A 13171-nucleotide genomic window follows, 5' to 3' on the forward strand; every position below is an offset into this window, starting at 1 on the left:
ACGCCTGAGAAAACAGAGATGGAACAAGCGCATACCCGGTTAATCGCTCAACTGAATGAACGGATCGCCGCGCCCGATAACACGCCGCTGTACCTGAAGTTTGCCGAAACGGTAAAAAATGCGGTGCGCAGCGGGGTGCTGGAGCACGGGAATATTTTGCCCGGCGAGCGCGATCTGAGCCAGTTAACCGGGGTGTCGCGCATTACCGTGCGAAAAGCGATGCAGGCGCTGGAGGAAGAGGGCGTGGTGACGCGTTCCCGTGGCTATGGCACGCAAATCAACAACATCTTTGAATATTCGCTTAAAGAGGCGCGCGGCTTTTCCCAGCAGGTGGTGCTTCGCGGTCAAAAGCCCAATACGCTATGGGTCAACAAGCGGGTGGTGAAGTGCCCGGAAGAGGTGGCGGACCACCTGTCGATCTCCCCGGACAGCGAGGTCTTTTTGCTCAAGCGCATTCGCTATGTGGATGACGATGCGGTGTCCATTGAAGAGTCCTGGGTCCCGGTCGGGTTAATTCCCGACCCGGATGCGATTGGCATTTCGCTCTACGACTACTTCCGCAGCCAGAATATCTTCCCGCAGCGCACCCGCTCAAGGGTGAGCGCCCGCATGCCGGACAGCGAGTTTCAGGCGCACATTAAGATGGACGAAAAAATACCGGTGCTGGTGATCAAGCAGGTCGCGCTTGACCAGCAGCACCGGCCGATTGAGTACAGCATCAGCTACTGTCGCAGCGATCTATACGTCTTTGTGTGCGAGGAGTAATTCGTCGCGAGTCGGGGCGCAGTCTCCGCCTCGGTGGCTGACTACCCAGGACGCCACGGCATTCCCCAGCAGAACGGCATCTGCCAGTAACCATCCCGCCGCCAGCCCGGCAAGCGTGCCGCCCGCGTGGCTGTCGCCAGCGCCAATGGTGTCCACAACCGTCGCCGGGAACGCCGGAACAACGCCCGAGGTCTTACCGTCATACCACGTGGCGCCGTCTTTATCATGCCGCACAATCAGCGCAGCACCGAAACGCAGCGGCCACTCCGCACCCAGATCTTCAGCCGCAACACCCAGTCGCTCGGCTGCGATCTCCGCTTCCTGACGATTAAGCGACACAATCGGCCTGCAGGCCATAATTCGCGCCATCAGCGCGTCGGGAATATCCGCGATGCGGGGACCGAAATCGATAAAGGCCGTCACGTCCGGCAACCTCTCCAGCCAGCGTGTCAGCAGCTCGCCGCTGGGCGATGCCAGCTGATAGCCGGACAAATAGACCAGGCTGTTCGACGGGATATTAAGCACATCAAGCCAGCGCTGCTGCCACTGGTTCTCCACGCCGCTAAAGGACATAAAGGTGCGCTCACCGTCTGGCTCCACCAGCGCGAGGCACCAGCCGTTATCGCCGGTTTCGGCCTCGATGGCGCTGTGCAGATCCTGCTTCGCCATGGCGTTGCGAATGATGTCCGCCCACACGCCATGGCCGACGGGCAGGGCGTTTTGCGCCGTAATGCCGAGCCGTTTCAGGGCGATGGCAATGTTCAGCGCGCAGCCGCCGATATTCACCCCCTGCTGTTTGAGCTCGATATCGCACCCGCGCCAGGGTAGGGCGTAGGCGTCGGCGATGACGTCAATCACCGCTGCGCCCAGCACCGTCACCGGGCGCGTGGCGTGCAGATTGTCGAGACGTTGGGCAAATGCATTCATACGCCCTCCCTTTGCTCCCTGAAGTGCAGCAGTTTCTCGCAATAGTGGCCGAAATCGAGCCGGTTGACGGCGTCGAGTTCAGCTTTGAGCGCCGGGTCAATCGCCTGCACGCCGTGGAGCGCACCGCAGATGGCCGTCGCCATCGCGCCAATGGTGTCGGTATCGCCGCCCAGATTGGCGCATAAAATGGCGCAGCGGTTCGGGTCGGTTCCCGCCAGTTCGACCATCGCAATAGCTGCCGGAACGGACTCAATGGTGCTGGTTCCGGCCCCCACGAGCTGGTACACCTGCTCGCTGGCGGACTCAATCCCGTTGGCTTCCCGCACGGTCTTAAGCGCCAGCTCAATACGCGCCGCCAGCGACGCGCTGAAGGTGGTGGTTTTCGCCTCCTGCGCATATCGGGCAATACCCGGCAGGGCATCGACGATGTTCTGCCAGCTTTCGCCGTCGACGGCGCGCGAAATAGCCCAGGCAATCACCACCGCGCCGGCAATGGCGAGATCGGATTTATGGGTCGGGCTGGAGGCCTGCGCCACCTGCTCAACAAAGTGTTCCAGACGCGTGGCCGGAAGCAGGCAGCCCAGCGGGGAGGCGCGCATCGCCGCCCCGTTGGTCACGCCGTTGTTTTCCAGTTCGCTAACCGGTTTCCCGTCGCGAATCGCGTTAAGCGCGATTTTGGAGGTCGGGCCGAGCACGTTCTTATTGAACGCGTCGAAGTCGAGCGCCCAGCGCAGAATATGCTTGCCGATAACGTCCGGGTTAATCTCCCCGTCGCACTCGACGATCGCGTCCGCCAGGCACAGTGCCATTGAGGTATCGTCGGTGAACTCTGCCTGTTTGAAATAGCAGGCCGCATTATTCTCTGCCGGGCCGGGTAAAAAGCGGTCGATCCAGCCAAAGTGGGCCTTGACGCGCTTTCTCGGCCACAGCTCCGACGGCATGCCCATCGCATCCCCTAACGCCTGCCCGTAAAGGGCCCCGAGAACACGTTCTTGTTTCATTTAACTTCCCCTTGTGTCAGCGCGGCATCGCCATCAACCACCTCAATTGCGGTGATCTCTTTATCCGATTCGCGGAAAAACAGCATAAACAGCACGGCAATCACGGCAATCATGATTGCACCAAACGCCCACATTCCGGCCCAGTTGAAGGTCAGCCCATTCACCGGCTCTTTGTATGCGAACATTTTTTCCATCATCACGCCGCCCAGGCGGTAACCCAGCAGGCTACCAAAGCCCTGGCAGCACAGCGTAATCAGGCCCTGCGCGGCGGTGCGCATGTGCACCGGCGCTTTTTTATCCACGTAGATATACGCGGTAACGTAGTAGAAGTCGTAGCTCACGCCGTGCAGCAGAATGCCAAGGAACAGCAGGGCGTAGGTAAAGTACTGTTCCGCACCGCCGTAAACGAAGAATCCGTAGCGGATAGCGGCCGTGATCAGACCCAGCAGTAAGACCTTCTTAATACCAAAGCGTTTGGTAAAGAACGGCAGCGCCAGCATAAAGAAGATTTCAGAGAACTGGCCGAGCGTCATCCAGCCGGTGGCGTTTTTCATCCCCACTTCGGTGAGATAGCCGTTAGCGAAGATATAGTAGAAGGCCAGCGGCATAGCGAACAGGAACGAGCAGAAGAAGAACACCAGGAAGTTTTTGTCGCGCAGCAGGATCAGCGCGTCCAGCCCCAGCATCACCTTGAAGTCCAGCTTGCCGGTGCTCTTCGGCGGGGTGTTCGGCAGGAACAGGGCAAACACGCCGAGCAGGGCTGAGCTGGCTGCGGTCATCAGCAGCGGAATATTGGTATCGGAAATATCGCTGTAGCCCAGCATCTGCGGCAGGAATCCGCACGCCAGCCCGGAGGCGATCCAGCCGATGGTGCCCATCACGCGGATACGCGGGAAATCGGCCTCGACGTCATCCACGTTGGCGAAGGCAATGCTGTTGGTCAGCGCGATGGTCGGCATATAGGTCAGGGAGTAAACCAGCAGCAGCGGGAAGAAGGTGCTGAACTGGGTTTGCTGTGCGGCGAAGTACATCAGAATGGCGCCGGCGAACATCAGTACCGCCAGCACTTTCTGTGCGGCGAAGAAGCGGTCCGTCAGCGAGCCGACCAGAATCGGTGAGAGGATAGCGGCAATGGCTGTACAGGCGTAAGACCAGCCAATTTCCCCGGCGGTAAAACCGCTTTTGCTCAGCCACAGCCACAGCGGTACAAACCACGCGCCCCAGATAAACCATTCAACAAACATCATGAATGACAGTTGGACTTTCGTTTTCATTTTTTAATCCTGCATGTCAGAGAGGGTACGCCTTTAACATACCACTTAATAATACCTTTTAAATACCTTTGCGGCGATTGTTTGATCAATGTAACAGTTTTGTTGTACACGAATCGAGCCAGCAGATTGTGCTGAAAAAAAATGCAAAGGGTGGAAAATCTGTTAAGTCGGTACCAGGCTTAGTCTGCCCATAAAAGATGGGACTGGATAAACACACACCGACACGACGTCGGACTTACGGGAGTATCACATGACTGATATTGCGCAGTTGCTTGGCAAAGACGCCGACAGCCTTTTACAGCATCGTTGTATGACCATTCCAGCCGACCAGCTGTATCTGCCTGGTCATGACTACGTTGATCGCGTGATGATCGATAACAACCGTCCGCCTGCGGTCCTGCGAAATATGCAGACGCTCTACAACACCGGGCGGCTCGGCGGCACCGGGTATCTCTCTATTCTGCCGGTAGACCAGGGCGTTGAGCACTCGGCGGGCGCCTCTTTCGCGGCGAATCCGCTCTACTTCGATCCGAAGAACATTGTTGAGCTGGCGATTGAAGCGGGCTGTAACTGTGTAGCCTCCACCTACGGCGTGCTGGCTTCGGTTTCGCGTCGCTATGCCCACCGCATTCCGTTCCTTGTGAAGCTGAACCACAACGAAACTCTGAGCTACCCTACCGAATATGACCAGACCCTCTACGCCAGCGTCGAGCAGGCGTTCAATATGGGAGCGGTGGCGGTAGGGGCGACCATCTATTTCGGTTCTGAGCAGTCTCGTCGTCAGATTGAAGAGATCTCCGCGGCCTTTGAACGCGCGCACGAGCTGGGCATGGTCACCGTACTGTGGGCGTATCTGCGCAACAATGCGTTCAAGAAAGACGGCGTGGATTACCACGTGTCGGCCGACCTGACCGGGCAGGCGAACCACCTGGCGGCGACCATCGGCGCGGATATTGTGAAGCAGAAAATGGCCGAGAATAACGGCGGATACAAAGCGGTGAACTTTGGCTATACCGATGACCGCGTATACAGCAAGCTGACCAGCGATAACCCGATCGATCTGGTGCGCTACCAGCTGGCGAACTGCTACATGGGTCGCGCGGGGCTGATCAACTCCGGCGGGGCGGCGGGCGGTGATACCGACCTGTCAGACGCGGTGCGTACGGCGGTTATCAACAAACGCGCGGGCGGCATGGGGCTGATCCTTGGCCGTAAGGCGTTTAAGAAATCGATGGCCGACGGCGTGAAGCTGATCAATGCGGTACAGGACGTCTATCTGGACAGTAAAGTCACGATTGCCTGACGCCTCCATCTCCCTCTCCCTGTGGGAGAGGGGGGGGGGGTGAGGGCATCATCGCGCACCGTGTGAAACATCAGCGCAAAAGCACACAGTCCGGCGGCAGCCGACACTGCAGCGCGCCGGGCAACACCTCAATGCGGAACTGTGTTCCGCTTAGCGGCTCTCCGTCGAGGTTAAACGTCATCCCGTGCGGGGCATTGACCTCAAACCATGCGGATTTCCCGTCAATGATATTCGGACTCTCTTCCGGCTGCGTCAGCGTGGTAAACAGCGCGGGCAGCAGGCCGTCGCCCGTGAAAATCCGCAGCTGTAGCTGACCGTCATTGATCAGCGCCTCCGGGCACAGCTGCTGCCCGCCGCCTGCCTGTCGACCATTTCCAATGCCAATGACCAGCGCGTCACCCTGCCACTGAAAATCCTCGCCGCGAATTTCGCAGCGGTCAGGCTTGAGGGTGTCCATGCGCATCAGGCCGTGGATCAGGTACGACACGCCGCCCAGCGCCGCCTTCAGCTTTTCCGGTGTTTCGCTGGTGATGCGCGTGCCAAACCCGCCCGTCGCCATATTGATAAAACAGGTTTTATCATTCACCTGCGCAATATCCACAGCGGTGGCCTTGCCGAGGATCGCCAGCTGAAGCGCCTTCTCTAACTCCTCCGGGATCCCGGCGCTGGTGGCAAAATCATTGGCGGTGCCGAGCGGTAAAATGCCCATCACCGGCCGGTCTGCCGGGGGGAGATCGATAAGCGCTGACGCAATCTCATTGATGGTGCCGTCGCCGCCGCCGGAAATGATGGTGTTGACGCCAAGCCCGAGGGCTTCATTGATATAGCGTGCCGCGTCGCCTTTTTCCCATGTTACCCTTACGTGGATGCGCGCGCCGTCGTCACGCAAATCCTGAATTGCCTGACGCAGCAGATCGTTGCCCGCACTTTTGCCATTGAGAATCAATAAACTGTCTTGATAGGTTGCCATCCGCGCTGCTCCCTTTTTTAGCGTTAGTAAGAGTGTATAGCAGAGGGGAAAAAAGCGGGTAAGAACAGGATGAAAGGAAAAAAATAAGGCTGCGGAAAGGGGATTTATCCCCCTTCGTGGCGTTTACCTTTTATACGCTGGTCCCTCAATTGACGCTTGCTGTCAACGTTTGAGCCCTGCCATTTGCCTGTTCTCAATTTTCAACTGTTTACGCCACACCCGATTATGTAGCGTTAGCGCAATTGAACGGTAAAAGACTGACGTATTCATCCACACGATATTCAGGCCGAAAAATCCCAATCCTAATAGTGAGGTTATTTGCGGTGTGTAATTCTCTACAGAGCCAAATAAAAGCGAAATCCACGTCCAGATAAAGTAAACGATGCTCATCAAGCCGGTCAGTGTAATGACAGAAATATGCAGTTTATATCCCGTTAAGGAACCTCTGGCCGTTAAAAACATCGTGCTCATTACAATCATGCAATACACCACTGCTGCAAGGAATACTCCCATCATTACCTTAAATTCAGGTAAGCCGAGCAGGCGAAATAGCAACATCCAGACAGAAACTTGTAGCATAGCGTAGCAAAAAATAGTGAGTAAGGTATTTATTGCTAAGGGTATGCCTGTCATATGTACACCCACAGGAACACCGAACTGACCTTTTAAGCGATTTTTCAATGATTCAAGCCGTTGGCAATCGTCAGTCGCCATTTCACCTGTTATCACAGCACTTAATGAAAGGCTCTTTTTGATGTAATTTATCATGTCCGGGTCAATAACTTCCTGTAAATGAAAAAGACTGAATCAAACCAAAAACGTATTTACCAGATTGTGTAATATTCTGAGGATTCAGGATTGTACCCGAGACAGCACTGCCAACAAATGCTGAGGAGTTTGAAATAGCATTCAACAGCTCTCGCTGTAAGAGCAGCTGCAGCGCTTCCGAGGGGTAACGTTTAGGGTAAACGCCAGCTTTCATCGCTGCTTTAACCCCTGAATTAGAGATCCCGGGATTTCGGATACGAATGATTTCCTCAGTTAACCGCGTGCGGTCTGCCCGGCTCATTTTTTGTAATAACGAGAGTAAACTTTCAGACGTTGAGCGATTAAGTAGGCGGTAGGTTAATACAGCGCTTTTTAGACCCGCAGCAGCCCCGGCAAGTGAAATCGCATCAAGAGCAGTATTGGTTGCGGTATACCACTCCTGGGAATCCATCCACGCAACATAGTCATTATGATTCATGGCAATAAGTGACAAGCGGCCAAGCCCGTTTGCACACTGAATTCCTGTTGCTACACCACCAGCGACAATCACAGCGGCAACAGCGCCGGAAGAACCTGCGGTGAGAGGAATGGCCATACCTGCACCTGCAGCAAGTACGACAGTGAGAATGGCAGCTCCGCAAGAAATCGCCGTAGAACCTATTTCAGTCGCTAATGAAGGTGACTGAATCGTCGTCGTCGTTGCCTGGAGAGGATTACTTGATGAGGCGTTTACTTTAGTGATGACGACATGACTCACCGAGCTTTCGTTTGGCGTCGCAATCCGTCTTGAGGGTCTCACTAACCACTGACGCGCACCGTCTGAGTAGATGATCCCAACCTGGCTAAAGTTACGGCTACAGTCCAGCTGATTGGCAAGGGCGGTGAAATCAATATCGCCCCCGGAGGCTAGACCCAGACTGCGGGCGAGTTCGTAATCCGGAATATCCTTTGAAATCTGACCAGGAAACGTCATGTTGTCTCTCCGTCCATGTGAAATCGTATAACGCTGAGAAATAAAGAGTAAAGGGCATGTAATGGAGGGGAGTTAGGAATGATCCGAATAACACGCCATCCTGCCAGAACTAATGAAAATTGTGATGGATATCTTATACCCGCCCGATTTTTGTAAAAGATATTCCAGCAGACGCTGGCGCGAATCAACACCCTTCATTTGGTGGGGCGGTGCAATTTCATTCTGACTAAGTGGACTGAATTGTACAAAAAAATAAGCCCGCGTAAGGGAGATTACGCAGGCTAAGGAGGTGGTTCCTGGTACAGCTAGCATTTATGGGTTATGTTTTTCAGCGGGGGGATAATACCCGTATTGAACGAAGCGGTATGTGATCCGATTCTAAGAATTATCCCAGCGCGAAAAAATTTCCCTGATTGACTATTTGCCGTGTGGGTTTCGGGTGCTTTCACCGTTGAAGTTACGCATCAGCAGGGCGAACTTCAGCTCCACCTCTTCAGGAACCGGCAGCCAGACGGTATGCCCGTCACCCGGTGCCACCTCAATCATTTCACCTTTACCGTTTTCCAGATGTTCCAGCGTGAAGTTCATGTTGCCCTGCGGGGTCATCAGCTCCAGGCTGTCGCCTTTGGTGAACTTGTTTTTCACCGCGACGGCCGCCAGCGCGCCTTTGCGCTCGCCGGTGAAGTCACCGACAAACTGCTGGCGCTCGGAAACGGAGTAGCCGTGCTCGTAGTTCTGGTAGTCGTCGTGGGTATGACGGCGCAGGAAGCCTTCGGTATAGCCGCGATGCGCCAGGCCTTCCAGAGTTTCCAGCAGGCTGGTATCGAACGGTTTACCGGCGGCCGCATCGTCGATGGCTTTGCGGTACACCTGCGCGGTACGCGCGCAGTAGTAATAGGATTTGGTGCGGCCTTCAATCTTCAGGGAGTGCACGCCCATCTGTGTCAGGCGCTCGACGTGGGCGATGGCGCGCAGATCTTTCGAGTTCATGATGTAGGTGCCATGCTCGTCTTCAAAGGCTGTCATGTACTCGCCCGGACGTTTGGCTTCTTCAATCATAAACACGCTGTCGGTTGGCGCGCCGATGCCCAGCGTTGGCTCGACGTTAGTCACCGGGATCGGCTCGTGCTTGTGAACGATGTTGCCGATGTCATCTTCTTTGCCTTCCTGGACGTTGTATTCCCAGCGGCAGGCGTTGGTGCAGGTGCCCTGGTTCGGGTCGCGCTTGTTGATATAGCCGGAGAGCAGGCAGCGGCCAGAGTAGGCCATGCACAGCGCGCCGTGAACGAAGATTTCGATTTCCATATCCGGCACCTGGGTGCGGATCTCTTCGATCTCTTCAAGGGACAATTCGCGAGACAGAATGACGCGGGTCAGCCCCATCTGCTTCCAGAACTTCACCGTCGCCCAGTTGACGGCGTTAGCCTGTACGGAGAGGTGAATATCCATCTCCGGGAAATTCTCCCGAACCAGCATGATTAAGCCCGGGTCCGACATGATCAGCGCGTCCGGCCCCATATCCACCACCGGCTTCAGGTCGCGAATGAACGTTTTCAGCTTGGCGTTGTGCGGCGCGATGTTGACCACCACGTAGAATTTCTTGCCCAGGGCATGCGCTTCGTTGATGCCGAGCTGCAGGTTCTCGTGGTTGAATTCGTTGTTACGTACGCGCAGCGAATAGCGAGGCTGGCCCGCGTAGACAGCATCGGCACCATAGGCGAAAGCGTAACGCATATTTTGCAGCGTTCCCGCCGGGGAAAGGAGTTCCGGTTTAAACATGTTTGTTCTCGTTCTGATGACAGGTCAGATCCGCGGCACCAGGTGCAGCGGTAAGGGGAGATCCCCCACTTTAAGGGCGGGCATTGTAGCGCTGCGGTGATAGTAGGTAAAGTTATTAGTTTCTTATATGAGGTATGTGTTATCTGGTAATACATACCTCCAGAGTAAAAATTACATTACTTGTTTGATTTTTCCAACGGGAGAGTAGCTGTGTTAATAGGGTTATCTAACCCAGCAACTAAATTAGAGTATTTAGTTTCATTTTCTTTATCATCAGTTAACTTCCATATTATAATCGCTTTGTAATAAATAGAGAATGCAATGTCTAATGATTTATAATAATTTGAGATTTCCCAGATTATTTTAAAACAACGAGTGAGTTGAGTGTCAAATCTTTGACTGAAGTAATACTCATAAATATTGAGGAGGTATTTTATATCAATTTCTTTGATTTTATCGTAAAGGCCATTGGCTACTAAAAACTCAGCCCTGTCAACTATTGCTCGACATAAGTTATAAGTATTTCGCTCGGTACGCAGGATTGTTTCAAGCGTCGCAAGTTTATCAATATCCCGTTTTTCTTTATTTAAAGTAAAAAGAATGTTATTGGCGAGTGTGAGGTAATCATTTTTCCTGGCTTTTTTTTCTAAGCTATCAAGACTTTTAAGCCTATCTTGTCGAGATTTCCCTAATGATAAGATCTCGTCTGAAATAATATATGCTTGTGACTTGGCTTTAAACGAATTCTTGTTTTTTCTTGCATAAGATATTGCTTTGTTAATATCTAAAGATTCAAGTAAATATAACTCGTTAATATAAATTTGCGATAATAAATCAGAATCATGCTCAGGGCATCCTGTTCTTGCTTTTGTAAGGTATCGGCTTGCCTCAGGATAATTTCCTAACATGCGATAGGCTGAACCTATATAGTAGTAATATGCATAAGATTTTAGTGGTTCAATTTTATCTATTTGTTCAATGATTTTCTGTGCTGCTATAATAGTTTCACGGTATTTAGAAGAATTTGATAATGCATACACATAGCATTTTGATAAATATACTAGTTTTCTCATTCTTCTTTCCAGCATTTCTGCCTCATCCCCATTTAAGTTTGGATTTAGCATATCACGTTGACATTTTTCAATATTGAGAAGAAGAAGTGCAGTTCCATTATCATCTTCACTGTTATATCCATTGTCTAAAACTTTTCGTGTAGTAGTGCCTATTCTAATGCCACCTTTGATCTCAACAATAGTGACATCTAAATATGCTTCAGAAATTGTATCAATTTCAAATGGAGACATGAATTTTAAAACATAATCTTTGATAATAGGGTTTACTTTTATAATTATTGTAACATTATCTATAGTTATGGTTTTGGCAAGGCCTAATTCAATTAATTCTTTAGTATTACGAACTGATAATTGTTTTCCCAATTTATGTGATTTTAAATTGGTCAATGTCTCTCCATTCTTTAGCACTGATAGTATTTTTAACATGACTAAACTAGTAAATTTAGTCGGATCGGTTTTTAAGCGTTCAATCTGCTTTAGTATTGTCTGCGAGATACTTTCAGAATAATAAATGTCGTCAAATATATCAGGCATATCTAACACTTCTTGTACAGAACCATCATCTAAAAAATAAATTATCCTTTCTAATTTCCTTATTACGCCTTCTGATAATTCATATATAGAATAAATTTCTTCATTAGTGAGATTAAGTGACCTATATCTTTTATTTAAGACTATTGTGACTTCTTGAAGAGTTAAAATATCTAGTTTTATTTTTTTATTATTCATCATATTTACTGATGCTGGAGAGGTAAATATGCAGAAAAAAACACAGCTAGATGTATTTAAAATAGATGGAAGCTTTGTTAAATAATTGATAGCTTCATCATTAATATCAGACCGAATGTTTTCGAATATAATAAATATTTGTGGGTTGGATTTAATATTGGATTCGTAGATCAAACGTGATATATCTAGACCTGTATCCACTTTAATACGTGTATCAATTTGTTGGCGTGAAATAACCTCAGATAAATCTATTTTGAATGATAAGTGATCTTCATAACCCATTCTAGAAAATAATGAGAATAAAAACTCAAATAAACCATGTCCTAATCCTGACTCTATAAAAACGCTTTTGTCATTAATCAAATAATCAATGGCTGTTTCTTGTTCTTTAATTCTGGTTTGTAAGTAATCATAGTTTTTTTCAATGAAAAAAAAGTTTTCTACTTCATTAAAACTCGATTCTTGTACATTAGTATGAGTTGTCAATTGTTTTTTTTTTGATTTACGTCATTCCCAACTAAACAGTTTTCGAAAAAATTAAAACAATCAACCCCGCTAAAAAATTGTATGCGCTCTCTAGATATTGCAGAAGTTAGCAATGGGAATAAATCTTCATAATCTCGCTCAATGATGCCATGTTCTTTATTATAAAAACACCAAGAAAATTGATATTCTATTTTGTTATTGTTCATGACTGTTGCTAGCGAGCGCATAAAGCTGTCTTCCCAACCACTATAGGCCATTATATATGCATTGGTTTCTGATATAATATTTACAAGCGAACTTTCAATCAAATCACGCTTCGCGGAAAGTTGATTGGAAGTATGCATTGTATCCCCTTTATCCCAAACACCATGGATATGAATAATGTTTATTAGACCATTTGAGTTATCATTATAATTTGAATCAGAAACAATACTATGACTATTAAATGCTATTCCTTCATTATCTAATTGTTCTTCAATCATTGTGTCGAAATTAGTAGTAACAATGTTGATTACTTTGCCAGGATTTTCCTTTATGAAATTAACTAAATCGACTATAGGTTTGGTTATATTTTGTTTTCCAGTGTTTCTATCAATATTTACACTTACAATAGATTTAACTAATTCTCTAATCAATTGCTGACCATTTAAAGCCGCAGCAAAACTAAAACAGTCTTGGTATTCATTTGAAGTGCCATATTCTTCAACAAATTCACTAAAAAGAGTTGATAAGTTATGATCTTCAAAGTATTTTTTTAATATTGATGTTGATTCTGAAACATTAGGGATGCCAATGTTATTTTTACGGGTTGAAATGGCTGAACCCAAAATAATAGTTATGTCTTTATCATTTTTAAATCTATGAGTTAATAAGTTGACATTATAAAATTGTCTTGCCATCTGAGCCATTCCTTCCATTGCTTGGTCGAGCATCAAAAAAATTTGATTTTATACACTATAGTTAATCGTTACAGGCTGAAATAGTATTACATTTTATAAGTTTCAAATTGTAGTACTACTTAGTAAACATATTGTATCTTTTCACTTTCATAGTCAATTTATATGATTAAAATGAAAAAGTCTTTTTAATGTGAGTATTTTTAGTGAAATCAATGCGTTAGGTT

General features: G+C 49.2%; 11 protein-coding genes. 2 read left to right on the top strand and 9 right to left on the bottom strand.

Annotated features, from left to right (window positions below):
- The first annotated feature begins 18 nt into the window (after nucleotides 1-18).
- Nucleotides 19-765, top strand: coding sequence for a GntR family transcriptional regulator (locus AC0TNG_RS06760; RefSeq protein WP_473713336.1), 747 nt, complete (start codon nucleotides 19-21; stop codon nucleotides 763-765).
- Here the strand turns inward: AC0TNG_RS06760 and AC0TNG_RS06765 are convergent.
- Genes AC0TNG_RS06765 through AC0TNG_RS06775 form a run of 3 tightly spaced genes read right to left on the bottom strand, consistent with a single transcriptional unit; the run spans nucleotide 739 to nucleotide 3967 of the window.
- The gene (locus tag AC0TNG_RS06765) at nucleotides 739-1692 is read right to left on the bottom strand and encodes a PfkB family carbohydrate kinase (RefSeq protein ID WP_473713337.1); all 954 of its coding nucleotides are present in this window, start codon (nucleotides 1690-1692) and stop codon (nucleotides 739-741) included. The two genes, AC0TNG_RS06760 and AC0TNG_RS06765, sit on opposite strands and share 27 nt — an antisense overlap.
- On the bottom strand, nucleotides 1689-2693 hold the full coding sequence (locus AC0TNG_RS06770; RefSeq protein WP_473713338.1) for an ADP-ribosylglycohydrolase family protein: 1005 nt from the start codon (nucleotides 2691-2693) through the stop codon (nucleotides 1689-1691). The genes AC0TNG_RS06765 and AC0TNG_RS06770 overlap by 4 nt, the downstream gene beginning before the upstream one ends.
- Nucleotides 2690-3967: a nucleoside permease gene (locus tag AC0TNG_RS06775; RefSeq protein ID WP_024908126.1), complete on the bottom strand. Its 1278-nt coding sequence runs from the start codon at nucleotides 3965-3967 to the stop codon at nucleotides 2690-2692. Before AC0TNG_RS06775 ends, AC0TNG_RS06770 begins: the two co-directional genes overlap by 4 nt.
- Before the next feature lie 250 nt (nucleotides 3968-4217).
- Here AC0TNG_RS06775 and fbaB point away from each other — a divergent pair, with 250 nt between their 5' ends.
- Nucleotides 4218-5270, top strand: coding sequence for a class I fructose-bisphosphate aldolase (fbaB, locus tag AC0TNG_RS06780; protein ID WP_023312424.1), 1053 nt, complete (start codon nucleotides 4218-4220; stop codon nucleotides 5268-5270).
- Nucleotides 5271-5340: 70 nt separating this feature from the next.
- Here fbaB and yegS read toward each other — a convergent pair whose 3' ends face one another.
- The 6 genes from yegS to AC0TNG_RS06810 form a co-directional block, all read right to left on the bottom strand.
- A complete protein-coding gene (gene yegS, locus AC0TNG_RS06785) occupies nucleotides 5341-6240 on the bottom strand; it encodes a lipid kinase YegS (protein ID WP_248165200.1) in 900 nt (299 codons plus the stop codon).
- Nucleotides 6241-6402: 162 nt separating this feature from the next.
- Complete coding sequence (locus AC0TNG_RS06790; protein ID WP_032645296.1) at nucleotides 6403-6954, bottom strand: hypothetical protein; 552 nt, start codon at nucleotides 6952-6954, stop codon at nucleotides 6403-6405.
- Between the two features lie 61 nt (nucleotides 6955-7015).
- Nucleotides 7016-7981 carry a hypothetical protein gene (locus AC0TNG_RS06795; RefSeq protein ID WP_473713339.1) on the bottom strand — a complete coding sequence of 322 codons (966 nt, stop codon included), beginning with the start codon at nucleotides 7979-7981 and terminating at the stop codon, nucleotides 7016-7018.
- A 417-nt stretch (nucleotides 7982-8398) separates the two neighbouring features.
- Complete coding sequence (gene trhP / locus AC0TNG_RS06800) at nucleotides 8399-9760, bottom strand: prephenate-dependent tRNA uridine(34) hydroxylase TrhP (RefSeq protein WP_024908121.1); 1362 nt, start codon at nucleotides 9758-9760, stop codon at nucleotides 8399-8401.
- Nucleotides 9761-9936: 176 nt separating this feature from the next.
- On the bottom strand, nucleotides 9937-12048 hold the full coding sequence (locus AC0TNG_RS06805) for a tetratricopeptide repeat protein (RefSeq protein WP_473713340.1): 2112 nt from the start codon (nucleotides 12046-12048) through the stop codon (nucleotides 9937-9939).
- On the bottom strand, nucleotides 12045-12947 hold the full coding sequence (locus tag AC0TNG_RS06810) for an SIR2 family protein (protein WP_473713341.1): 903 nt from the start codon (nucleotides 12945-12947) through the stop codon (nucleotides 12045-12047). Before AC0TNG_RS06810 ends, AC0TNG_RS06805 begins: the two co-directional genes overlap by 4 nt.
- Nucleotides 12948-13171 lie beyond the last annotated feature (224 nt).

Source organism: Enterobacter sp. PL_is514, assembly GCF_055816715.1.